The organism is Streptomyces sp. CB01580, from assembly GCF_001905795.1.
Lineage (GTDB): Bacteria > Actinomycetota > Actinomycetes > Streptomycetales > Streptomycetaceae > Streptomyces.
The window spans coordinates 16,276-39,400 of sequence record NZ_LIXJ01000027.1 but is presented as its reverse complement, the minus strand read 5'-3'; the positions used below and the strand labels follow the sequence as shown (position 1 = coordinate 39,400).

22 protein-coding genes and 3 pseudogenes are annotated in these 23,125 nt (G+C 68.3%); 10 read left to right on the top strand and 15 right to left on the bottom strand.

The window, feature by feature from the left end:
• Window positions 1-75 precede the first annotated feature (75 nt).
• Window positions 76-648, bottom strand: coding sequence for a TetR/AcrR family transcriptional regulator (locus AMK22_RS29345; protein ID WP_073789975.1), 573 nt, complete (start codon window positions 646-648; stop codon window positions 76-78).
• A gap of 302 nt (window positions 649-950) precedes the next feature.
• On the opposite strand from AMK22_RS29345, the gene AMK22_RS29340 reads away from it, so the two are divergent.
• Window positions 951-4,259, top strand: a complete 3,309-nt coding sequence (locus AMK22_RS29340) for a S41 family peptidase (RefSeq protein WP_073789973.1) — start codon at window positions 951-953, stop codon at window positions 4,257-4,259.
• 211 nt (window positions 4,260-4,470) lie between these two features.
• Here the strand turns inward: AMK22_RS29340 and AMK22_RS29335 are convergent, their stop codons facing one another.
• The 3 genes from AMK22_RS29335 to AMK22_RS29325 all read right to left on the bottom strand — a co-directional run bounded on the left by AMK22_RS29335 (window position 4,471) and on the right by AMK22_RS29325 (window position 5,924).
• Complete coding sequence (locus tag AMK22_RS29335) at window positions 4,471-4,953, bottom strand: ATP-binding protein (protein WP_242434174.1); 483 nt, start codon at window positions 4,951-4,953, stop codon at window positions 4,471-4,473.
• A complete protein-coding gene (locus AMK22_RS29330) occupies window positions 4,950-5,186 on the bottom strand; it encodes a hypothetical protein (RefSeq protein WP_073789971.1) in 237 nt (78 codons plus the stop codon). The genes AMK22_RS29335 and AMK22_RS29330 overlap by 4 nt, the downstream gene beginning before the upstream one ends.
• A 213-nt stretch (window positions 5,187-5,399) precedes the next feature.
• On the bottom strand, window positions 5,400-5,924 hold the full coding sequence (locus AMK22_RS29325) for a class I SAM-dependent methyltransferase (RefSeq protein ID WP_242434173.1): 525 nt from the start codon (window positions 5,922-5,924) through the stop codon (window positions 5,400-5,402).
• A 16-nt stretch (window positions 5,925-5,940) separates the two neighbouring features.
• Here AMK22_RS29325 and AMK22_RS42125 point away from each other — a divergent pair.
• Window positions 5,941-6,036: pseudogene (locus AMK22_RS42125) on the top strand (transposase); the annotation flags it as partial.
• A gap of 138 nt (window positions 6,037-6,174) precedes the next feature.
• On the opposite strand, the gene AMK22_RS29320 reads toward AMK22_RS42125, so the two are convergent.
• The 5 genes from AMK22_RS29320 to AMK22_RS38670 all read right to left on the bottom strand — a co-directional run bounded on the left by AMK22_RS29320 (window position 6,175) and on the right by AMK22_RS38670 (window position 10,059).
• Entirely contained in the window at window positions 6,175-6,744 is a 570-nt protein-coding gene (locus AMK22_RS29320; RefSeq protein WP_073789969.1) for a hypothetical protein, read from the bottom strand.
• Complete coding sequence (locus tag AMK22_RS29315) at window positions 6,741-8,003, bottom strand: DUF7224 domain-containing protein (RefSeq protein ID WP_073789968.1); 1,263 nt, start codon at window positions 8,001-8,003, stop codon at window positions 6,741-6,743. Before AMK22_RS29315 ends, AMK22_RS29320 begins: the two co-directional genes overlap by 4 nt.
• Entirely contained in the window at window positions 8,000-8,746 is a 747-nt protein-coding gene (locus AMK22_RS29310) for an ABC transporter ATP-binding protein (protein ID WP_073789966.1), read from the bottom strand. The genes AMK22_RS29315 and AMK22_RS29310 overlap by 4 nt, the downstream gene beginning before the upstream one ends.
• 81 nt (window positions 8,747-8,827) lie before the next feature.
• Entirely contained in the window at window positions 8,828-9,238 is a 411-nt protein-coding gene (locus tag AMK22_RS29305; protein WP_143203603.1) for a hypothetical protein, read from the bottom strand.
• Window positions 9,239-9,555: 317 nt separating this feature from the next.
• Window positions 9,556-10,059 (bottom strand): hypothetical protein, encoded by a 504-nt coding sequence (locus AMK22_RS38670; RefSeq protein ID WP_107430661.1) that lies wholly within the window; start codon window positions 10,057-10,059, stop codon window positions 9,556-9,558.
• An 875-nt stretch (window positions 10,060-10,934) separates the two neighbouring features.
• Here AMK22_RS38670 and AMK22_RS29295 point away from each other — a divergent pair.
• Both AMK22_RS29295 and AMK22_RS29290 read left to right on the top strand, forming a co-directional pair.
• Window positions 10,935-11,813 carry a DUF5753 domain-containing protein gene (locus AMK22_RS29295; protein WP_073789963.1) on the top strand — a complete coding sequence of 293 codons (879 nt, stop codon included), beginning with the start codon at window positions 10,935-10,937 and terminating at the stop codon, window positions 11,811-11,813.
• On the top strand, window positions 11,770-12,042 hold the full coding sequence (locus AMK22_RS29290) for a DUF397 domain-containing protein (protein ID WP_073789961.1): 273 nt from the start codon (window positions 11,770-11,772) through the stop codon (window positions 12,040-12,042). Before AMK22_RS29295 ends, AMK22_RS29290 begins: the two co-directional genes overlap by 44 nt.
• 287 nt (window positions 12,043-12,329) lie before the next feature.
• Here AMK22_RS29290 and AMK22_RS29285 read toward each other — a convergent pair.
• A pseudogene (locus AMK22_RS29285) lies at window positions 12,330-12,576 on the bottom strand (transposase family protein); the annotation flags it as partial.
• Between the two features lie 156 nt (window positions 12,577-12,732).
• Between AMK22_RS29285 and AMK22_RS29280 the strand changes: the two are divergent.
• Both AMK22_RS29280 and AMK22_RS29275 read left to right on the top strand, forming a co-directional pair.
• Entirely contained in the window at window positions 12,733-13,899 is a 1,167-nt protein-coding gene (locus AMK22_RS29280; RefSeq protein WP_079186455.1) for an amidase domain-containing protein, read from the top strand.
• A 58-nt stretch (window positions 13,900-13,957) separates the two neighbouring features.
• Window positions 13,958-14,413 carry a hypothetical protein gene (locus AMK22_RS29275; RefSeq protein ID WP_073789958.1) on the top strand — a complete coding sequence of 152 codons (456 nt, stop codon included), beginning with the start codon at window positions 13,958-13,960 and terminating at the stop codon, window positions 14,411-14,413.
• Between the two features lie 45 nt (window positions 14,414-14,458).
• Here the strand turns inward: AMK22_RS29275 and AMK22_RS29270 are convergent.
• Window positions 14,459-14,743 (bottom strand): annotated as a pseudogene (locus tag AMK22_RS29270) (transposase); the annotation flags it as partial.
• Between the two features lie 332 nt (window positions 14,744-15,075).
• On the opposite strand from AMK22_RS29270, the gene AMK22_RS29265 reads away from it, so the two are divergent.
• Both AMK22_RS29265 and AMK22_RS29260 read left to right on the top strand, forming a co-directional pair.
• The gene (locus AMK22_RS29265; protein WP_073789956.1) at window positions 15,076-16,686 is read left to right on the top strand and encodes a pentapeptide repeat-containing protein; all 1,611 of its coding nucleotides are present in this window, start codon (window positions 15,076-15,078) and stop codon (window positions 16,684-16,686) included.
• 354 nt (window positions 16,687-17,040) lie between these two features.
• Window positions 17,041-17,442, top strand: coding sequence for a hypothetical protein (locus tag AMK22_RS29260; protein WP_073789954.1), 402 nt, complete (start codon window positions 17,041-17,043; stop codon window positions 17,440-17,442).
• Between the two features lie 61 nt (window positions 17,443-17,503).
• On the opposite strand, the gene AMK22_RS29255 is transcribed toward AMK22_RS29260, so the two are convergent.
• The 4 genes from AMK22_RS29255 to AMK22_RS29240 all read right to left on the bottom strand — a co-directional run bounded on the left by AMK22_RS29255 (window position 17,504) and on the right by AMK22_RS29240 (window position 20,386).
• Window positions 17,504-18,196, bottom strand: a complete 693-nt coding sequence (locus AMK22_RS29255; protein ID WP_073789953.1) for a class I SAM-dependent methyltransferase — start codon at window positions 18,194-18,196, stop codon at window positions 17,504-17,506.
• A 271-nt stretch (window positions 18,197-18,467) separates the two neighbouring features.
• Window positions 18,468-18,980, bottom strand: a complete 513-nt coding sequence (locus tag AMK22_RS29250; RefSeq protein ID WP_073789951.1) for a COG4315 family predicted lipoprotein — start codon at window positions 18,978-18,980, stop codon at window positions 18,468-18,470.
• A gap of 207 nt (window positions 18,981-19,187) precedes the next feature.
• Window positions 19,188-19,880: a zf-HC2 domain-containing protein gene (locus tag AMK22_RS29245; RefSeq protein ID WP_073789949.1), complete on the bottom strand. Its 693-nt coding sequence runs from the start codon at window positions 19,878-19,880 to the stop codon at window positions 19,188-19,190.
• On the bottom strand, window positions 19,877-20,386 hold the full coding sequence (locus tag AMK22_RS29240) for a sigma-70 family RNA polymerase sigma factor (protein WP_199883347.1): 510 nt from the start codon (window positions 20,384-20,386) through the stop codon (window positions 19,877-19,879). Before AMK22_RS29240 ends, AMK22_RS29245 begins: the two co-directional genes overlap by 4 nt.
• A 323-nt stretch (window positions 20,387-20,709) precedes the next feature.
• Between AMK22_RS29240 and AMK22_RS29235 the strand changes: the two genes are divergently transcribed.
• Both AMK22_RS29235 and AMK22_RS29230 read left to right on the top strand, forming a co-directional pair.
• Window positions 20,710-21,969, top strand: a complete 1,260-nt coding sequence (locus tag AMK22_RS29235) for a vanadium-dependent haloperoxidase (RefSeq protein WP_073789948.1) — start codon at window positions 20,710-20,712, stop codon at window positions 21,967-21,969.
• A gap of 221 nt (window positions 21,970-22,190) precedes the next feature.
• The gene (locus AMK22_RS29230; protein WP_079186453.1) at window positions 22,191-22,922 is read left to right on the top strand and encodes a DUF6333 family protein; all 732 of its coding nucleotides are present in this window, start codon (window positions 22,191-22,193) and stop codon (window positions 22,920-22,922) included.
• Window positions 22,923-23,125: the final 203 nt, after the last annotated feature.

Genomic DNA, 23,125 nt, shown 5'->3' with positions numbered 1-23,125 from the left:
GAATGCGGGAGAGGCGGGGGTGGTGGATGGATCGGACGGACAGGACGGACGGGACGGACGGGACGGACGGGACGGTCAGACTCCGAGGGCCGGAAGGATCACGGAGTCGACGTAGTCGATGACGTACGCGCGGTCGACGGCACGGTCCTCGACCAGCCACCGGGTCGTGTAGGCACCGATCAGCATGTGCGGCACGTACTTCAACGCCGGGTGGTCCGCACGCACCTCGCCCCGGTCCACGGCTCTGCGCAGCATCGTTTCCAGGCCGGTCATCTCCGGATCGATCAGCAGCTCGCGCATGGCCTGGAGCAGGTCGGGATTGCCGTGGGCGGCATGGGCCAGACCCCGCATCAGCGCGGAGTCCTTCTCCATCTGACAGGTGTCGACGAGGTCCAGCGCGGCATGGAAGTCGCCGCGCAGCGAACCGGTGTCGGCCCCGGCGAGGGCCACCGGCTTGTCGTGCCGCAGGGCCCTGACGACCAGCTGGGGCTTGCTCCCCCACTGGCGGTAGAGGGTGGCCTTGCTGGACCGGGTACGGGCGGCGACGGCGTCCATGGTCAGGGCGTCGTAGCCGACCTCGCGGAGCAGGTCCAGCACGGCGGTGTACAACTCGCTCTCACGCTCAGGTGTGAGCCGGGTGCGCGCCACGGTACCGACCTCCCGTTTCCCATTGCCCCGCGGTTCGAGCGGCAGACAATCGAACGAAACTGTTTCGTACACATACGCTAGCGCGCCCGCCGAGCGAAACCACACCGTTTCGCTTGTGTTCCGCACCACAGACCGCACCACGGCCGTCGCGCCCCGGCCACCGAACCGCAGCCGCCGCGCCACAAGGCCGCACGCCGGCCACCGCACCACGGCCGTCGCACCATGGCCACCGCACCATGGCCGCCCGGCATCCCCCGGGATCACGAGTTGCCGGGCCCCTTCCGCGCGGAAAGCATGGAGAGGTGAGTGACGACGCCGCGTATCTCCGTTTCCCGCACCTCCACGACGATCTGATCTGCTTCGCGGCCGAGGACGACCTCTGGGTCGCCCCCCTCGCCCCGGAGGGACAGCGCCCCGAACGGGCCTGGCGGCTGACCGTCGACCGCACCCGGATCGGCCACCCGCGGTTCTCCCCCGACGGGACCCGCATCGCGTACACCACCTGGCGCAGCCTCGACCCCGAGATCCATCTCGTACCGGTCGAGGGCGGCCCGGCCCGCCGGCTCACCTACTGGGGCTCGACGGACGCGCAGGTCTGCGGCTGGACCCCGGATCCGGACGACACCGCGCAGATCCTCGCCGTCTCCTCGCACAACCAGCCCCTGTCGCACCTCTCCTGGGCCTACACCCTCCCCACCGACGGCAGCCCCGGCGGCAAACTGCCCTGGGGCCCGGTCTCCGCCATCACGGTCGCCGATGTCGACGGCGAGCGCCGCACCCTGCTCCTGACCGGCACGCCGCCGCACGAACCGGCCTCCTGGAAGCGGTACCGGGGCGGCGCCACCGGACGGCTCTGGCTGCACGGCAAGCGGCTGCTCCCGGACATCGGCGGCCACCTCGACTCGCCCATGTTCGTCGCCGGGCGGATCGCGTTCCTCTCCGACCACGAGGGCGTCGGCAACCTGTACTCCTGCCGCCCCGACGGCAGCGACCTGCGCCGCCACACCGACCACGACGCCTTCTACGCCCGGCACGCCTCCAGCGACGGCCGACGGGTCGTGTACCAGTGCGCGGGCGACGTATGGCTGGTCGACGACCTCGCGTCGCCGGACGCCGTCCCCCGCAAGCTGGAGGTGCGCCTCGGCGGGCCGCGCGCCGGGCGCCGTACGCACCAGGTCTCGGCCGCCAGCAACATCGCCTCGCTGTCCGTCGACGAGACGGGCCGGGCCAGCGCCGTCGCCGTACGCGGCAGCCTGTACTGGCTCACCCACCGCGACGGCCCGGCCCGCACCATCGCCGACACCCCGGGCGTCCGGGTCCGGCTGCCCGAGATGCTCGGCAGCGGCGGCCAGGTCGCCTATGTCACGGACGCGGACGGCGCGGACGCGATCGAGATCGCCTACCTGCCGCGCGCCAGCGGCGACCGTCCGCCGCGCCGGCTGGCGTCCGGGCGGATCGGCCGGGTCCACGAACTGATCGCCGACCCGGACGGCGAACGCCTGGCGATCGCCACGCACGACGGACGCCTGCTGCTCCTGGACACCGACGAGGAGACGGCCACCGGCGAACCGACCGAGCTGATCCGCTCCGTCAACGGCCCGGTCCGCGACCTGGCGTTCTCCCCGGACGGCGCCTGGCTGACCTGGTCGCACCCCGGCATCGGGCGGTCGCTGCGGCAGATCAAACTGGCCCGCATCCTCGGCACCGGCTCCCCGGTGATCGTCGACGTCACCAACGGCCGCTTCGAGGACGAGAACCCGGTCTTCACGGGCGACGGCCGCTATCTCGCGTTCCTCTCCTGGCGCGGCTTCGACCCGGTCTACGACGTGCACACCGGCGACCTGTCGTTCCCGCTGGGCTGCCGCCCGTACCTGGTGCCGCTCTCCTCCGCCACCCCCTCCCCCTTCGCCCTCTCCCCCGAGGGCCGCCCGGCGGCGGGCGGGCTCGACCCGGTCGACGACGTCCAGGCGACCGCCCCCGCCACGGGCGAGGAACTGTCGGGACCGTCGACGGTCAGCGTCGAGTTCGAGGGGCTGGAGAACCGGGTGACGCCGTTCCCGGTGTCCGCGTCGAAGTACTCGGGGCTGCGCCCGGTGAGCGGCGGCGGGCTGGTCTGGCTGCGCTGGCCGATCTCGGGCGCGCTCGGCGAGACGTTCGCCAACCCGGCGGACATGTCCGGCCGGCCCACGCTGGAGCACTTCAACATCTCCCGGGCCCGCAAGACCGAACTCGTCGGCCATCTCGACTGGTTCGCGGTCAGCGGCGACGCCACCCGGCTGGTCGTCATGGACGAGGGCGAGCTGCGCGCCGTGCCCGCCACCGAGATCGCCGACAGCGACACCACCGTCTACCTCGACCTGCGCCGCATCCTGCACGAGGTCGACCCGGCGGCGGAGTGGCGGCAGGCGTACGCGGAGGCCGGGCGCATCATCCGCGCGTACTTCTGGGACCCGGGGATGTCCGGCATCGACTGGGACGGGGTCCTCGACCAGTACCGTCCGCTGGTCGAACGGGTCGCCTCCCCCGACGAGTTCGCGGATCTGCTGCGGGAGGTCCTGGGCGAACTCGGCACCTCGCACGCGTACGTGACACCGTCCCGCCGCAACGAGGGCCCGCCGCACTACCAGCGGGCCATCGGCCTGCTCGGCGCCAACCTGGTGTGCCGGGACGGCGACTGGACGATCCGGCGCATCCTGCCCGGCGACTCCTCCGACTCCAAGGCCCGTTCCCCACTGGCCGGTACGGGCATCCGGGCGGGCGCGGTCCTCACCCACGTCGACGGCCGCCCGGTCGACCCGGTGGCGGGCCCGTACCCGCTGCTGGCGGCGGCGGGCGGCACCACCGTCGAACTCACCTTCAGGCCGCCGGAGGCCGACGGGGGCCGCCCCCGCCGCGTCGCGGTCGTCCCACTGGTCGACGAACGCCCCCTGCGCTACCAGGACTGGGTGGCCAAACGCCGTGAGGTCGTGAGGGAGTTGAGCGGCGGCAAGTGCGGCTACCTGCACATCCCGGACATGGGCGGCTCCGGCTGGGCCCAGTTCAACCGGGACCTGCGCATGGAGATGTCCCGTCCGGCGCTGATCGTGGACGTACGCGGCAACGCGGGCGGCAACATCAGCGAGTTGGTGGTCGAGAAGCTGACCCGGACGATCCTCGGCTGGGACCTGACCCGCGACGCCCAGCCCGTCTCGTACGCCTCCACCGCCCCGCGCGGCCCGGTGGTGGCGCTGGCCGACGAGGCGACGGCCTCCGACGGCGACATGATCACCGCCGCGTTCCGGCTGCTGAAGCTGGGGCCGGTGGTGGGCCAGCGGACGTGGGGCGGCGTGGTCGGCATGACCGGCCGTCACCGGCTGGGCGACGGCACGGTGATCACGGTGCCGATGAACGCGGCCTGGTTCGACACGTACGGCTGGTCGGTCGAGAACTACGGCGTCGAGCCGGACGTGGAGGCCCTGCGCACCCCGCTCGACTGGGCCGAGGGCCGGTACGCGGTGCTGGACGACGCGGTACGGGTGGCCCTGGACCTGCTGGCCGCCCATCCGGCGGCGACCCCGCCGACGTACGACACGGTCCCGGACCGGCGGCGCCCGCCGCTGCCGCCTCGCTGACCGTTCGGCGCCCCCCTGCCCCGCGCCGATCGTTCGACAGCCCGCCCGTACGCCGCCCCTCGCCGCCCCTCGCCGCCCCGCACGCGAGCAGCGGGATCCGTGATCTGCCTCCCGTGCTGTCACAGCGACCCGTCACGCGATGTCCTGATGCCGACAACCCGGCAACGGCCGACCACACGGCAGCGCCGACCCGGGTGTGCCGTACCCGCCGTCACCCGGCGCCGGGCACGGCACCCGCTTCCGTTCTGCCGCCCGGGGCGGCCGGTTCGCCCTCCGGCTGCCCCCACCCGTCGGGCGCGGGCAGCTCGCACCACACCGTCTTGCCGCGCACGCCCTGCTCCACGCCCCACCGCGACGCCAGCGCCCCGACGAGCGCGAGCCCCCGCCCCGACTCGTCCTCGATGCCCGCGGCCCGGGGCGTGGGCCACACCCCCGGCTCCGGATCGCTCAGCTCCACGCGGACATGACCGCAGTCCGTACCGGTGACGCGAAGACCGACCGGCGTGCCCTCGCCGAGGTGCACGATCACATTGGCCAGCAACTCGCTGACGCAGAGCAGCAGATGGAGCGCGTCCACCTGACCGCACCAGTCGCGCAGTATCTGCCGCACCTGCGGTACGGCCTTCGGCACGGCGATCAGTTCCAGCGCGAACGGCTCGAACGACTCGAACGACTCGAACGGCTCGGCGGTCACGCTGCGGCCGTCGCACGCAGGACGTCGGCCAGCCGACGCGCGGTCGCCGCGTTGCAGTTGCCGAGCGCGACGAGCTGCGGCTGTCCCGCACCCCCGGCGAGGGTCAACGGATCGACGCCGAGGGACGGCAAGGTGATGCCGTGCGCCGCGAGGGCCCCGCGCAGGGCGCGGACGTCCGCGTCGATGTCGTAACCGACCGCCTCGTGCGGGGGCGTGTGGTGCGGGCTGTCCATGAGGAGTCGCCCACCTTTCGTTGCTCACTGTGACGAACCCTTCACACACTGCCGCACCACCTCCCTCCGTGAAAGGGTTTCCCGATCCACACACCACGGCGCGAACACGGGCGCGAGACGACGCCGTTCGCGGGGCGGGGCCCTGCCGTCCTCCACGGCGAACCGCCTGGTTGCCGTCACTTCAACTACCCGTGATGCCCGGACGGTTCGAGGTCACTCACCGGCACGGACGGCTCGGATCAGAAGTGTGCCCACCGTGCGCTTGTCGTCCTCGGGGGCCGGAAGAACCATCGCCGTCACATCGAGGAACCCGTATTCCTTGAGGAGGGCGGACCACACGTCGAGTTCGTAGTCCCAACGCTTGACGATCGCGGGATCCTCGTCGGGACCACGTGAGATGTAGGAAGCCTGGCAGCCGTAGCAGCCTTCCACAGGTGGCCGCTGGGACACGGCGAAGACGCCGCCGGGACGAAGACCGGCGTGGACGGCCGGAAGCATCAGGCCCGGATCGCAGAACCAGGCTGCGCCGAACACGCTGTAGACCGCGTCGAAGACCGTGCGCGTCCCCGCCAGGTGCTCAAGGGCGTCACCCTGGTGCAGTTCCATGCCCCCTGCGTCGCCCCACCAGTCGCGGGCCTTCCGGAGTTGCCCGGAAGAGAGGTCAACCCCCACCGCCCGCATACCGAGGGTGGCGAGATGAGCCGCGTTCCCCCCGGACCCGCATCCGAGGTCCAGCACCGCCTGCCCCGGCTTCCAGGACAGCGTGATCCGCCGCTACATCATCCGGCGGAACAAGCACGCCGCCGACGAACGCCTTCGCGAGGTCGTGAGCAGGGCGAACGTTTCCTGATGCGGCACGAGATGGGTGCGCTGGCCGCGAATTCCGGGGTCGGCTGCCGAAGAACGGCAGCCGAAGCCGACCATCCCGCGACGCTGAGGGCCACACCGAAACGTCGGTGTGGCCCTCAGCGTTTCGCACTTCACTCGCCTAGCGAGAACGTCTTGCCAGACCCAAACCTGTAACGACGGCCAAGGAAGCAGTGGCGGCGAGCCATGCCACAAAGCTGTCGGCCGGATAGAGCGGCAGAGCCCACCATGCGTGGCCCGCCTCGCCACTGGGTTGGTAGGTGCGGCCGAGCATAAGACTGGCGATCAAGCACATCAGTCCTGCGGTCGCGGCGGCAGCCTCGTTCGTGAACCACCGGACGAGAAGGGCCAAGGAAAGGAGGAGAGTTACATTGCGTGCAATGTCCATTCCCACTATCAACCCGGCGGCATGGGTGAGGACTACAACGAGCAGTACGGCGCCGAGGTCGAGGCGGGCGATTTTGACCACCGCCGCACTCTCCACGTGGTTGAGCCGTCTTTCGAGGCAGTACAACGTGGCTACGACGACGAAGAGCGGAGTGAAGTACGCGAGGCGCGCCCCCGTCATGCCGCCGATCAGACTCGGGACTGGCACTTCAGTGGTCCCGAGCGACCAGCAGACCACGACGAGAGCACTGATCGCCACGAGGACGGCCCACCAACGGCGCACGGTGATCGTGTAAAGCCTCACGGGATCACGGTCCCGCAGTGAGATTGCGCGGTCACGTTACGGGTGAACCAGTCGGCCTGCTCAGCGGGGGGCAGCTTCCTGATCTTCTGGATGGCTGCCCAGTCAGCCTCAAGCATTGCCTGCTTCATCGATAGTTCGTCCACTCCGATCACCAAGGCGGCCCACGCGGCGGTGAGAGAGCCCGGTTGCCGGCAATCGTGTACGCCGTGGGCCTCAGCAACACCTGTCACCGCGGACTCTGCCAGGTCAACCGCGTACTGACTGCGGACATCGCCTTCAGCACCGGGAGAAGGAAGTGACCAGTGGAGGGGCCACGTTCCTTTCGGCAGGGGCTGCTTCGCGGAGGCGATGCGCAGTTCCTCAGGGGGCTCCAGTCCGGCAGTCTTCAGTCGGCTGATCGGAGCGAGCGCGTCTCGGTGAAGTGTCGCCGCGTAGGGCTCGTATTCCGGCGGCACGCATACCTTCGGTGCGTCACCGACGCACACCAAGGCGACAGTGCGGGCCCGTGTGGGCGAGTGGAAACCCCAATCGTCCACCAGAGCCAGACCACTGGTGAACGTGATGGAAGCGACCAGGACGCTCCCGACCACGCTCGTGACGGGGCGCTTCCGCACCCGGGCAAGGAGGAGGGCAGCGACCGCGAACCCGGCAGCGACCAGCCACGGGACGAGATACGCGGCAGGGCTGCGTAGGTCGGTCACCGTCGAAGCTCCGTCGATGAATCCTCCGAGATGCCGCACGGTCGCGTTGGACGTCGCATGTGGCATGGAAAGCCATGCCCAGCAGCCGATGCTGACGATGGGCGCGGCAATGCTTCTGGGCATGATCAGCCCGAACGACCAGCCGATGGCCAGCCAGGCGAGAGGAAGCACAACCAGGTGCGCAACAGCCAGCCAGCCTGCGCCTCCCGGCCAGACTCCGACCTCGCTACGAGCCAGAACAAGGGCTCCGGCGACGAGAATCAGGAGGAGTATCAGGGCGGGCGTGGTGGCCTGGATCAGTTTGCGCAGAGAGCTGCGTGTGCTGGCTGCGCGCAGCGCTTCGGCCAGACGGTGGCGGCCGGCTTCCCATGCGGCGGCACCGGCTATGGCGGGGGCGATTACAGCCATGCCGTAGCCAGCAAGTTCACCCGACTCCACGCCGTACTCGGACGGGACGGTGTGAGAGGCGTCGGTGATGTACAACCCGGCGTAGAGCAGGATGGGGATGGCAAGCCAGGGTGCCGACGAGGCACGCAGATTCGCCAGGGTGACCCTCACTCCGTCACCCCGAGCAGCGTCGAGTACGCACTTACCAGCTGGTGGCCCGGCGCGTGATCGGGTTCGGCGTGTGAGGCGAACTGTTCAACCGTCCCGCGAAAACGGCACTGCCCGGATTCCAGGACCACGACTTCGTCGAACGCCTTGTCGAGATCGCCGATGTCGTGGGTCGAAACGATCACGTTGACCGACCCGCGAAGCGAGATCAGCAAGTCCAGGAACCGGCGACGCTGGTGAGGGTCCAGACCCACGGTGGGCTCGTCGAGGAGCAGAAGTTCAGCGTCGTGAACGAGTGCTTGTGCGATGGCAACCCGCTGTTGCTGTCCGCCCGACAGCGTCTTGATCTTGTTGTCAATCTTTTCGATGAGCCCGACCCGCTCAAGGGTCGCTGGAGCGGCGTGCCAGGCGTCACGCTCCCCCATGCCCTTGAGCCAGCCGACATAGGCAACGTGCTCCCGGCATGTCAGCCCGGGAAGAAAACTGGGGCGTTGGGGAAGCCAAGAGATCCTGCGTCGATAGTCCCGTAGATGCCTGCGATTGGCTGGATCGAGGCGGCCATATCGCACAGATCCAGATTTCGGAAGCTCCACACCCGCACCAAGGGTGAGTAACGTGCTCTTTCCCGCGCCGTTCGGCCCAAGAAGGACGGTATGGCCCTGTGAGAAGTTCAGATCGAGTCCGTCCAGCACAGGGCGCGAACGGCGCGCGTATCGGAAGGTGCAGGACTGGTAGCGCAAGGGCATCTCGGGGACCTCATCGGCAGAAAAGAGGGGCCCTTGAGTCGCCCCCTTCTCAGCGGGGGGCGACTCAAGGACGACGTGCGATCAGTATGAGACAGTCAGCGAATTTACCCAGACGTTCAGGCTGGAAGCGCCCACGTTCACGGCAAAGTAGTAGTCACCGGAGCCGTGGTCATCCCAGTTGCCGGTAGAGGTGGAGGACCCACTTTCGAAGCACTTCGTGAACGCGGCGTTCACGTAGGACGGGTCCGGCCCGACGGTGTCCTTGCGGAGAAGGACGTTCACCACTTTGTTACCACCGTTGTCACGGCACCCGGTGAACTTGATCGTGGTGGTGCCGCCGGAGTCGTACCAGCGACGGGACTCGTAGCCCGGACCGGCGTTCGACAACGAGCTGGACCAGCTGGCAGCTTGAGCGGGAGAGGCGATGACGCCGAGAGCAGTGGCCGCACCCACGGCCACGGTCGCTATGCGGCGTCTGTGTAGAGACTTCATGTCTCTCCTTCACCTGATCGACACGAGCGACCCGCAATGTATGAACACGCTCAAGCTGTGACCAATAGCTGCAAGGGATTCGGCCATACTTTTCCTTAAAGCGTGCCTCACGTGGCGAGTTTTGCGAGCTTCCAGGCCAACGCCCCCTGGCTGGCCCTGTGGGGGACCACCTACAACCTGCTGTGGGCCACAGGCGCCCTGACCTCGGCCGTCCACGCCAAGGCACCACCGCCACCCTGCGCGCCAACTCCTGTTGGATGCCAGGCTCGTGGTGGCCCCGGCCCCTGCATCCGGCCATGTGTGCGTGACGGTCGCGGTCAGGCCCCACCGACGGCGGGCAGCTCCGCGTGCTCCGGCGTCCGCAGTGCGGCGCGTACCAGGGCGCGGCCTCGGGCGGCGGTGCGGGCGCGGATGGCGGTGTCGTCGTCGGGGCGGGGATTGTCGGGGCGGGGGCCGTCGGGCCCGGCGGCCGGGGCCACGCAGTCGCGGCAGAGGCCCTTGTCCGGGACCGGGCGGCGGCACTCGTCGCACTCGGCCCAGCGGGGCAGGCCGGTGCCGGGCGGGGGCTCGGGTGGTGCGTACCCGGGGAACGAAGGCTCGGGCGGCGGGGGCAGTTTGCGGGTCAGGCGGTCGCGCAGGAGCGCGGCAGCGGAGTGGATACGGGCGGGCAGCCCGCCCAACAGGGCCCCGGCCAGGTCGCGGTGGCCGTAACCGCGTTCCAGCCAGGCGGAGACCAACGGCGCGAGCGCGAGCGCCTCGACCGCACCGAGCCGCAGGCGCGGTTCCGGGCCGATCACCCGGAACAGCGTGGCAGCAGCCACACCATGCGCCTCGGCGGTAAACGGATCAACGCTCCCCCGGCCGTCTCCGGTCCCGGTCCCGGCCTCGGCTCCGACTCCGGCTCCGGTCCCGAAGGTCTCCGGCGCCGTGGGAGGCGTCGACGCTGCGGGCGTCTCCGGCAGCTCGCCCGTACCCTGCCGCCGACTCCGACTCCGGCTCCGACGGCGACGTCGACTCCGGCGTCGACCGGGGAGGGAGGGTTCTTTCCCACAGTCCTTTACGGGGTTGGCGCCAGGCCCACCGGAGGTCGGCTCACCGGAACCCGGACGGTTGATACCCGGTACGACCTGGCAGGCAAGGCCCGAACCAGAACCAGGGACGGGCTGCTGCGGGGTGTCGTAGACATGGGACTCGCTGACGAAAGTCCCGTCTTCGCGGCGCACTTTGAGGACTCGGTAGTACCCGAATGACGCCAGCTCCCGCAGCGCCTTCGCCACGGCCAGCCGACCCTGCGGACTCGTGTCGGCCATGCGCCGACCGTCCTCGGACCAGCCGTCCGGACGGGAAAGAAGATCGACAAGAAGGCCACGGGCGGTGTACGACAACCGCCGGTCCTGCAACAACGCGTTGGGCAGGACCGTGAAACCGCACGTATGGCGGCTACGATGAATCTGCATGAGGAGCTTCTTCTCCTTGTGCCAGGCCCCGGGGCGTTGCCGCGCCGCCGGGGTCACCTTATTGAGTTTGAGGTCACAGAACGTACCACGCCCGACACGTTCGGTCGCCCAGCAGATCGAGCCGCGCACCGTCAACCATCCGCAGCACATTGTGACGAACCCCTCACACGCTGCTGCGATGGCCTCTACCGTGAAGAGGTTTTCCGCTCCACTCGGCACGGCGCGAAAGGTGGTCAACCGTGGCTACGCGCAAGGAAATCGACGGCTCCGAAGGCGTCCCGCAGTTCTACGGAAGCGAACTCCGCTTCAAGCGGGAACAGGCGGGCCTCACCATCGAAAAGCTGCTCGACGGCAGCTACTACGGCATCACGTACCTCAGCGAGATCGAACGCGGTTACCGCCGCATGCCCAGCGACCTCGCCCAACACGTGGACCAAGTACTGGCGACGGACGGCTTCTTCGCGCGGCACTGCGAAGACGTACGCAAGGCACGGCGCAAGGGCCACGCGGAGTACTTCGAACGCGTACTGGACGCGGAGAAGCGGGCCGAGGTCATCGCACAGTGGTCCCCCACCGTCTTCCCGGGCCTGCTCCAGACGAAGTCGTACGCGCGGGCCGTCGTCTGTGCCGAACGCCTGCCAGAGCTTCCAGAGGAGACCGAGGCCAAGGTCAACGCGCGACTGGAGCGGGCACAACTCTTTGAAGCAAACCGCCGGACCCCGCAGTACTGGACCATCCTGAACGAGTCCCTGCTGCGCCAGCCGATCCTGTCTCCTGAGCTGATGGCCGAGCAACTCGACCACATCGCCACCCTCATCAAGCGCGGCCGGATCCTTGCACAGGTCCTTCCGTGGAACGCGGGCGCGCACGCCCTCATGCTGGGCAACGCCATGATTCTGGACTTCGCGGACGCGCCGCCGCTGTTCTACACGGAGAGCCAGCATCACGGTCACACCGTCGACGATCCAGGCCTCGTGAAGCAGTATCGGAGGTCGTACGATCTGCTGAGGGCCGCCGCCTTGCCGCCGGGGGTGACCCTCACCCTGATCGAGGAAGCGGCAGAGGACTACCGAAATGGCCTGCAGCCGCCTCGACTTGACCGCCGCAACCTGGCGTAGGAGCAGCTACAGCAACTCCTCCGGAGGCGACTGCCTCGAAGTCGCCGAGGAGTTCGCACACTGGCGCAAGAGCAGCCACAGCAACACGTCCGGAGGCGACTGCCTCGAAGTCGCGGACGGCCACCCCGGCATCGTCCCCGTCCGCGACTCCAAGCGCCCCGAGGGCCCGGTCCTCGTCCTTCCCGCGTCCGCCTGGACCCCGTTCATCGATTCCGTCAAGGCAGTCTGACCGTCGCCCAGCCTCGCTGTTTCGGTTGGCGTCGGCTGGTCTGGGCTGATCCATGTGCTGGGGGTCGCGGGGCTGACCGGGTAATGCGCACGCAGAAAGTGCCTTCCTGCTGGTACGACTGGGACCTTGGACAAGCCTCACCGTTGCAGCTCAGAAGGCACTTTCGCTTTTCCGATCGTGATCCGGACGCAACCCCGGATGAAACGCGCAGGCTCAACGCCATCCCGTAAATGATCTACGACATGGTGGTCGACCAGCGTTGTCTCCCGGTCATCCGGTGAGGGTGAGCGGTCGGCCGCCGACTCCGACACCCCGAACAACGGGACCAGTTGGCGCAGGGTGAGGTTCGTGCGCCAGTACGCGGTGACCGGCGGGACCCGGTCCTCCAGCGACAGACTTCCGGGGCCGGCCCTTGCGGACCGGGTCGGCACCCTCGCGTCGCAGTGCGGTGACCAGCTTGCCGAACTGCCGCGGGCTCAGTCCGGTGAACGCGGCTGTCCAGGACGGCTCCAACGCCGTAATCACACCGGCCACGGCAAGATCATCTCACCCCGACCAGAATTTGCGGGACAGCACTTAGGAATCAGACATTCCCCAGCGAAATAGAGCCGCGGGGGAACGTGCCGACTGGATCCGATCTCCTCAACTACGGCTTGACAGCCATCAATCAATTCGTAACCAGGAGGTCTTATGCGCCCTGAACAACTCAGGCTCGCCTTCGCTGCTGCTTTTACGGTGTCGGTACTCGCGTTTGCCGAGGTGCCTGCGAGCGCCGTCACCAACCCTGACACGTCTCTGCCGGATGCAACTGAGGCGTCGCTCGCGCAGATCGCCGAAGGCTATCTCCAGCAGCGTGCCGACATGCTCACCACCAGACCGCCCACGCTCCGTACCGCCGTGGCACACATCAAGGCCACGCACACCATGGCTACCCAGGCGCAGGATGACTTGTCCGCACTGGCCGCGAAGGGCGAGCGGTACGAGAAGGTCGACGGTGGCTATACCAAGGCTCAGGTCGAGGTGAGCGTCACCGACGTCACCGTCAACGGTCCTCAGGCCACACTCCAGTTGATGGAGGGCACTCGCCTCTTTCTCCCCTTCACCCAGGAGGAGATCGAAGACGGAGCACCGGAGTATGAGGAGTTGTCCGTGCCTCATACGGTCGAATTCACGAAGGCCGAGGACGGCACCTGGCTTCTGGCTTCGGACAAGGCGCACACCGAAGGGGGCCCTACTCCGACCACTCAGGTCTCCGATGTCGGTGCGGAGCCGGAGACGACGGATGAGGGAGGACCCGCAGACGAGAACGAGGGTGGTAAGGGCGGTGGATCCAGCATCACGCCGTCGGGCGGCGCTGAAACCGGTTCCGGCACCGTCAAGCCCAACGCGTCAGTTCTGTACAACTACAGCAAGATGATCGCGTACGCGGACAAGCACTGGAAGAACCACAACTCCGCGTTCCGCACGTACAGCGGCAACGACTGCACCAACTTCCTTTCGCAGATCGTGTACGCCGGCGGCTGGAAACCTGCTGGCGGCTCCCTGATCCAGCGAACTAGCAACAAGTACTGGTTCTACGGTCCTGCCAACGCCATAACGTCCTACACCTGGGGCGGAGCCGAGAACTGGTACTGGTTCGCAACAAAGCACTCCAAGCGCGCGAAGCCGCTCGGCAACGTGTGGAGCCTGCTTGCGTCGGACGTTCTCCAGGCCGACTGGAATCGCAACAACGTCATCGACCATTCGATGTTCGTCACCAAGAGATACAACGGAATCCCCTACCTCACGTTCCACACCTCCGACACCCACAACAAAAGCCTGAAGAAGCTCCTCTCCGACCACCCCAAGGCGTGGTAGTACGCCCACCGGACATGACAAGCTGCCGTTCCCCACAGGAAGAAGTAAGGAGTCCTGCGTGAACCGTCGCCACATCGCCGCCGCCGCGTTGGCGTTACTGGCCCTGTCCGGCTGTTCGTCGGGGGACGACAAGGCCGAGCCTGCCGCTTCGCCCGGTGACGGCGCGCAGCAGGCCGTCCACGACTACGTCACCGCCCTGAACCAGCGCGACGCCACCGGCCTCATCCGGATCGGTGGCGTGAAGGACGAAAGCTGGTCGCGGAGCGAAGCCGAGGAGATCCTCGCCGACAAGGGCGGACGGGGATGGAAGATCAGCCGGCTGGAGATCGGCCACGACATGGGTCCGGACGTGGGCAGCGCCCAGTTCGCAGTCAAGGACAAGGCGGGCCGGTCCATGAATGACGCCATCACGGTGACCCGGGACAAGGGAGTGTGGCATTTGACCATTTTCACTGGTCAACCCGTAGAACCCGGTAAGTCACCGGCTGAGATCGGCGAGCCCTCCGCCTCCTGAAACGACGAACCCGCGTGAGGAATGAACCGCCCCGGCTCGACGAGCGTCGGAAGCGACCGGGCCGAACACGGACGGCTCACACCGCAGCATCGCCACGTTCGCGAGACAGTCTCCGCCCAGCGCGACCGCCAGAGCAAGGTCCACAAGCACCTTCCCAGGATCGTGAACGGCCCGCGGCTTGCGCCAGGACGCCAGTCGCGCGGCTATCGCCTGCTCAAGGCCGATCTTGCGGGCCGTCTCCACCAGCAGGACCGCACCCGCCTGCGAGACCACCTGCCGACCGTCTCCCTGGACACGGACACGCGGGTACAACGAGATAGGCGCTCTCACCTGGAAAGTGCTCTTTTCCTTGCAGCCAACAGGACCCTCAGCAAGTCCTATCGTTGCAGGTCAAGAGCAATTTCCGCGTTTCTGATCAACGCTGGACCGCTCACCTCGTGAAAGCGCGAGGCTAGTGCCGCTCCCGGCACTAATTGGCGCTTCCGTCGCCACATGGTGGCGAGCCGGCCCACCTTCGTCGGGGCGGTCGCGGCCACACGGAGCCTGATCGACAAGCCGTCTGATCGGCGTCGATGTCAGTGGTGCGGAATACGATCCGGGGATGCGCGCCTCAGGGACGTTCAAAGTGGCCGCACAGTGCCCAGCCGGCAGAGAGGGGCCTCATGGCTTCGCGACCGCAGCTTCCCGACGCTTACCACAAAGCCGTCGACCGCTTGACGGACCGGGACATCGGCGCCCGCCACTCCGCGTTGCTCGAACTGGACGCGCTGGCTGCGGAGGGCTCCCCTTGGTGCCAGAGCGTGGTGGACGCGATCTGCGCCTATCTGCGTGAGCCCGAGGTGGAGGGATGTCCGGACCGTGAGGTGCGGCGCGAAGCACTCCGGATTTTGGCCTCGCAACTGCGCGTATCGCCGGAAGACCCAGGAGAGGCAGAAACCCCTGCTGACGTGAGACTTCCGAAGGCGAGGGATTTGCGGGTGGATCTCTCCGGCATCGAGCTTGGGGATGTCGATTTCAGCGGGTGCCGTTTCGGCGAGGCTTATTTCGCGGAGACATCGTTCAGCGGTCAGTCCGTCTTCGACGATGCGCATTTCACTGGTGAGGCGCAATTCCAATGTGCGCTCTTCGCATCCGATGCCAGCTTCTCCGGGGTCCGGTTCGACGGCTGGGCCGTCTTCGGCCGCACCCGATTCCATGGTCGAGCGAATTTCGACGGGGCCCGTTTTCAGGAAATTGCCTGGTTCGGGCGTGGCGAAGAGTCGATCGGCGAGGATGACGATGTGGCATGGGAGGCCGTGGAGAAGAGGAGAACGCTTCCCTGGGAAGAGCTGAACGAGGACGACCCGGTGTGGCCGTGCGACGTCCTCATGGACGAATACCAGTCCTGGGAGGAGGGCGGTGATGGAGCACGTTTCAACGGAGAGGCGTCTTTTCGGGACGCCCGGTTCGAGGACGGCGCCTGGTTCTGGAAGGCGCGATTCGGTGGCGGATCGCTGTTCCAGCGCGCGGCGTTCTCCGGTCGGGTACATCTCGACCACCACTCCGTCGACCTCACCGCCGCCCGGGTTACCGGCGTCGATACGGACGATGAGCAGCACTGGCCTTTCGGCTGGACGGTGAGTTCCGAACACGCAGGCGACGACGAAGGCGAAAGCAAGGATGAGCGCTCGGGCCGCCTGGTACCCGATCGGGCAGCCCACGCGTACTGTCGTCGGCTCGCCGATTCGGACCCTGCGGTACGGCTGTCCGGCTTGCGCGCCCTCGAAGGGCTCGGCGACGCCGAACCCGGGCTCAGGCAACGAGTGGCCGACACCATATGCGAGTATCTGCGAACACCCCTGGCATTCGACATGACCGCCCGGCCGGCAGCCCTCACCGCCGACCAGGCCCAGGAGTTGCGCGTACGGCACACCGCACAACGGATCCTCGCCGACCACACGCACCACTCGGCGGACATGCGTTGGGAGGACATCTCTCTGGGCCTCTCCGGTGCAACACTGATCGACTTCGACCTCAGTGAATGCCACCTGAGATACGGGGACTTCTCCGGAGCCCAGTTCCACGGGACAACCACATTCGAAGAAGTGTTGTTCAGCGATGGCGTTGATTTCTGCATCCGAGGCACCCACTCGGGACGCGCGTCCTTCCACGGCGACGCCACCTTCACCGGAGCCCGTTTCGGCAGCGAGACATGGAGCATGCGGGGTTTGATGGAACAGGGTCTGCGAGGCTGCGTATTCCATTCCCGGGTCACCGAAGACTTCTCATCCTGATCGCCCGGCGATCTCGACGGCGTTCGTCCGCCGCCCGCGGACGGGCGTGGAGCGTGGGCCGTTCCTCGATGACTGTCCGCCGCGTCTGCGGATCGGAGAACATGGGCGTGACGTCTTCCTCGTCACGGCGGAGTGCTTCGCCTCGGAGCGGCTCTCGTGCCTCGGCGATACGGAGACGTCCACCCGGATCAAGGAGCCCATGCCCGGTCACGAACGCCCACGGGCGTCAGCGAAACGTGAGCGGAACGTCAGCGGTGAGCCAGAGAGTGGAGGGGCGCCGACGAGCCGGGCCCGGTGATTGACCACACCGGGCCCGGCTCATACCCATGGCGTTCGAGCGAAAAGGGATTCGGGATGAAGAGGTTCAAGGCTGCCCTCCTCGCAGCCGCCGTCGTCGCGGGCGTGGCCGTCTCGGCCACCCCGGCGCAGGCGCTCAGCCACTGCAACGTGGGCGGCGGGGTCGTCATCTGCGAGTATGGCGTGAGTGTCTACACGTTCTCCAACGGAACGAAGCAGGAGTTCGCGATCGGCACCGATCTCGCCGTGTGGACGCGCTGGACGAACACCTCCGGCACCTGGACCTCGTGGACGTCCATGGGCGGGGAGTGGCGCAGCGGGGTCGGCATCCGCACGCAGCAAGTGAGCCCCTACCTCTTCGCCATCGTCCTCAAGGGAACCGACGGCTGGCTGTGGGCCAACTGGCGTGATCACAACGGCAACTGGACCGGCTGGGGTCACCTCCCCGACCCGACGTGAGCCGACCCCGGGCGCGCCCCGGGGCATCACGGAAGAACTCGCCGCAGCCGAACAGAAAGGCTCAGGCCCGCCGACACGCGGCGATCAACAGCGTGTCCGCCGCGCGCGGACCCGTGGCCGTGGCCGCGAGCACCTCGGCGCTGATCCTGGTAAACCCAGCCTCGTCCAGAAGCCGCATCCAGACGTGTCGCTGAAGCACCCAGCGGCGCATCGTGGTCGCTTCCCCCTGCGGAGTCCTCGCCGGAACATCGACGCCCACGACGTCCAGTTGCCCGGAAGCGCCGCCGACGTAGTGTGCCAACGTGGAGAACACCAGCCGCCCGCCCGGCTTGAGGGCGGCGGCCACCGCGGGCAGCAGTACGCGCGGGCCGGTGAAGTCGAGTGCACCGAAGACGCTGTACAGGACGTCGTACGTGTGAGGCATCGCGCGCAGGTGTGACACGGCGTCGGAATGCACGATGCGCAGGCGCGGAGCGAGGCTCCCGAACAGGCGGGTGGCCAACCCGTATTGCGCGGGCGAGGCATCGACTGCGGTGACCAGGCGGGGCCCGTGGTGGACGACGAGGTGGGCGGCGTGCCGGGCCGCCCCGGATCCGAGGTCGCCGACGGTCTTTCCGGACAGCTCCCCCAGGACCTCCGGGCCGGGGCCGCCATCCTGGCCCCAGGTCCAGCAGAAGTCCTCGGGTACTGCCCGGTCGCATTCAGCGCGGGCGCGGCCGTAGTGATGCCAGAGATCCGAGGGGTGGGTCGTCATTTACGCCATCCTGGCAGCGTGGCTGAACCTCTTGGAGTTCGGCGAGGACGCGGTCTTCCACACCCGTGATGGTGAAGTGGAGTGGTCCATCGCCCGTGACGACCTGCCGGCACCGTTTCGACCGCGTCCGGCGGACCTGCTTCCGCTGATCCCGGGCTCCTGCCGCCGGGCAGCGCCCGGCCCGGCGGCAGGGCTTCGCGCCCGGCCGCCCGCACGCGCCGGGGTTCGCGCGGCGGACGGCCTCTCAGTAGTCGCGCACCGGGATCGGCGATCAAGCCTTCGGCGTCTTGATCTCGGTGCCCTGGGGGGTGAGGGCGTGCCAGACGCCCTTCAGGGCCTGTCCCTTGGTGTCACCGGCTGCCTGGTCGCCCGCGAAGAGATAGACCGGGTGAGCGTTGACGGTGAGCTGCTTGGTGCCGTCCTTGCGCGTGACCGAGCCGAGCAGGCCGGGGTCGATGCCCTTGACGTCGGTGGTGGCCGGCACCGCCGGCCACTTGGCGGCACAGTCCGCGTAGCAGTTCGACTTCGGAGGGTTTGTGGTGTCTTGGGCGAACGCGTACAGGGTGCGGCCCGCCTCGTTGACGATGATGGTGCCCAGCGTCGGCGAGGACGACGTGCTCACCTTCCCGGCAGCGGCAGCACCGGCGGCATCCGACGAAGCCGGTGCGGAGGGTGCGGACGGCGCGGTGGTTGCGCTGCCGTCGTCGGAGGAGCAGGCGGTCGCCAGGGCGGCAACGGCGAGCATGATGGCCGCGGCAGATGCGACACGGCTGTGATTCTTCATCGGGGTAACCCTTTCGACAGGAAGGAGGAATTGCAGTGAGGTGGCTTGAGTACGGCGCCGCGCCCGGTTGCCCCGAATCGCACGCGCCGGGGCAACTGCTCCGCAGGGGCAATGGCGTCAGGGTCAGTGGTGTCCCCCGCCGCCGCGCCAGGGCAGGCGGGACCCTCCCGGCGGTGGAGCGAACCGCGGGATGGTGGTCGAGGCAGGTCAGAGTGGTCGGGTCGTGGCGACCATGTGTCCCGCGTGGTCCATCACGGAGATGGATCGGATGTCGGGAAGGTGCAGGGCACTCGCCCCCGTCACGGCGGCGCTGCCGTTGGGAGTGATCGCCCAGGTGGCGGCCTGCTCCTTGCGGCCGTCCACCGAGGAGACCTGAAGGACGAAGGGTCCCGCTTCTCCTGCGGGCAGGTCGGCCAGGGTGACGCTCACCTCAGTGCCCCAGGGCTTGGCCGTGAGCGTGGCACGACCGGACACGGAGTACCCGGCAGCCGAGGTGAAGGCCGTGGCCGGGCCGGTCGACTGCCGGAACGGCAGCATCGCCCCCAGTCCGAGCCCGGCAAGCACGATCAGGGCCGCAGCCACTGCCAGCCACTGCCGACGAACTCGGCGCCCGCGTGCGACATCGGCGGCGCGGACCTGATCCAGCAGGCGGTCGAGCCCGGCCGGCGAAGCCGGGGGCGCCGCATCGGTGTCGGCCTCGCGCGGGACCTGGGGACGGGACGCGGACATGCCCGGGGCGCGGCGGAGCAGTCCGGCCAACGGGGCCGAGCGCACGAGCTCGTCACGGCATTCCTGGCACGTGGGCAGGTGCGACTCCAGGACGCGGCGGTCGGTCTCGTCGAGACCGCCCAGCACATACGCGCCGATCAGCATGCGCACGTCGTCATGGTCGGTGCTCACCGTAGAACTCCCATTTCTTCAAAGGCTGCGCGCAGGTTGCGTACGGCGTAGTAGGCGCGGGACTTGACCGTTCCCTCCGGGATCGTGAGCCGTGACGCAGACTCGGCGATGGTCAGCCCCTCGAAGTACAGCGCCTGGATCACGTCACGATGCTCGCCGGACAAGCGTTCCAACGCTGCGCTGATCACGTGCCCTTCCAGCGCCGCCTCCACATCATCGGCGGAAGGTACGGCCGCGAGTGCCTCGTCGTCGTAGAGCGGTTCCGGTCGCCGCTGCTCAGCGCGCCAGCTGTCGGTGAGCACGTTGCGGGCGATCGTGAAGAGATAGGAGCGGATGGTTGCGTGGCACGGCTCGATCCTGTTGATGCTGCGCCACGCTCGCAGCAGCGTCTCCTGTACGACGTCCTCCGCCTGCTCAGGACTGCGCACGTACCTGCGCACGAAGGAGAGCAGCACATCGTGGTGCTCGGTGTACAACGCAGTCATCAACTGCTCGTCCGGCGTCACGCGCGATGTCCTCGTCTCGCAGGCTGGGGTCGCTTCGAGCATCGCCGGGGCCGAACCGCGGGCGGTGGACAGTCCGCGCCCTGGGGAGGCGCGGAACCAGATCCGATCCATCCGACTCACTTCCATACCTGACCGCACCGGCCGCGTCGTCTTCGAGGACGGCTGCGACATGCGGCTTCTTGTGTCCTGAGGCACTGGTCGCGTGCCCTTGCGGCTTGGTGTACGACGGGATGGGGGTCGAAGTTCACGAGGGTTCCTGAACCGGGTGCCGCAGGTGTTCGTACACATGGCTGCAAGCCTCCGAACACTCAGGAGAACAAGTCATGAACTCCCTGAAGACCCGTGTGGCCGTGGTGGCCTCCACAGCACTGCTGGTCGCCTCCGGCGCAGCGCCGAGCGCCGCCGCCCCTGCGCCTGTGCACAGTCGCACCTCCGTGGCGCTCGCCTGGTACGACACCACGGCCGACACGATCGCGGCGGCTTGCTCGTCACTCCCTCCGGTGACGAACAGCCGGACGTGGGCGATCAGTTGGACCGCTGCGGCACGAGCCTTGCAACATGTACCGTCCGGGGTCGACCGCAGGACCTACCAGGACGCGGCGCTGGCCGCCGCAGTGCACCGCGCCCTGGTCGAGCTGGTGCCCACCCGTGCCCCGGAGCTGGATGCCGCCCTGCGACAGACTCTGGATCGGACCCCCGACGGCCCGGCCGAGACATTGGGCGCAGCAGTCGGCGAACGCCAGGCGCTGGAGGTCCTGCACGACCGCGAGGGAGACGGTCTCGATGCGGCCTCGGTGAACGCCCCGTTCGCCGTGCCGCCGGCCGCGCCGGGCGTCTGGCGACCCACCCCGCCCGCGTTCGCCCCCGCCATCCAGAACGGCATCCGGTTCGCCCGGCCCTTCCTGCTGAAGAGCGCCGACCAGTTCCGATTGCCCGCGCCTCCCGCTGTGACGTCCAAGCGGTACCAGACCGACCTGAAGGAGGTTCGGGACTTCGGCGAGCTGAACAGCACCGTGCGCACCGCGCGGCAGACGGACACGGCCAACTTCTGGTTCGACTCCTCGCCGGCCCTGTGGACCAAGCCGATTCGCGTCGCGCTCGCCGCCACCTCCCACCAGCCGCTGCGCAAGCAGGCCGAACTCGTCGCGCTGGCCAACGCCACGCTGGTGGACACCCAGATCGCCACCTCGGACAGCAAGTACACCTACCCACGGTGGCGCCCCGTCACCGCGATCCGAGCAGGCGTCGGCGAGATCCCTGCCGACCCGTCGTGGAATCCGCTGCACACCACACCGGCACACCCGGACTACCCCAGTGGCCACAACACCTACGCAGGCGCGGCGGAAACCGTTCTCACCGCACTCGCAGGACCGCGCACGGCCCCGTTCACCCTGACCAGCGTCACCGCACCGGGCGTCGTCCGTACCTATACCGCATGGCACCAGCTCACGCTGGAGAACATGGACGCGCGGGTCTGGCTGGGCATCCACACCCGACTCGCGGACGAGGCCGGGGTCACACTGGGTACCGATGTCGCCAGGTACGGCCTGAACCACGCACAGGCACTGTTCCAGAAGCGCTGAATCCGCCAGGCGAACACCGCCTCGACCGTGCTCAAGCCCCCGCTCCGCTGGCAGTCGCCCATGGGCCCCGCCCCGGTCAGAGGCTGGGCGGGGTCCACCAGACGAGTTCGATGCGGTCTTCCCGCCTGCCCCGGTCGTCCCGACCGTCGCCCCTTCCTCTCGCCCGAATCCCCACCTGCCCGTCAGCGTGGAGGAGTCGACGCGCCACTACCGTTGCGGCCATGAACAGCAATGGATTCTGGACCTCCCCGCCGGACCGGACGGTCCGTGGCTCCATGGGGCACTGCGATCTCACCGTCCTCCAGCCGCCGTTCGACGCGGATCCCCTCACCTGCACACGCGCTCTCGCGGCCAACGACCCGTTGCGGGCAGCCGAGTTCGCCGCCTCCTTCGGGACGGTGGAGGCGATCCTCGAAGACCTCGGGCCCCGATCCTCCCTCGATGTGCCCCACCCCGACCGGCGCGCCGATCTCGATGTCGTACAGGCCGGCGCGTGGGGTCATGTTCTGGGGATCTGCGATCCGGCGCTCGCCGACAACGGCAATGACACCCCGCTGCTGTACGAGGCCCAGGCGCTGCGGGAGCGGTTCCCCGACGCCCGTGTCGTCGGCCGTGTCCACTTCCACGCGGGCGCCGATCACACCGAGGACATCGTGTGGCTGCCGGACGGCGCCATGTTCCACGCCTCCGGGTGGCCCGGCGACGAGCCGTTCGTCATCGGCGGCGATCCCGACGCCGTGATCTCCTCCCTGGGTCTGACCACCGAAGTGCTGGAGAACGCCGGCCTCTACCTGGACGAGGACGAGCCCAACGAGACCGAGTGGTCCGCCCTCGCCACCCTCGCCCTGGGACCGGCCGACCCCTGGAACCGTCCCGACGTACAGACCCAGGCGTTCCGCGTCGGTCACACCGGTTCCGCGGTCCGGGCGATGGAGCACCTGTACTTCATCTGACCGCCGCAACCCACCACAAACCTCCTTCTTTTTATGGCAGTTGACACGTCGTGGCCGACATCGTGAATGCGTTTGCCGTGACGGCGGATGCCCCTACTGTGGAAGGACGGCGCGTACACGTCACGGGGGCCTCGCGCGCCGCCGTACATCCCCCGGCCCCCAACCGAGGTGAAGACAAAGCACCTTGAACCGGAAGTTACGCA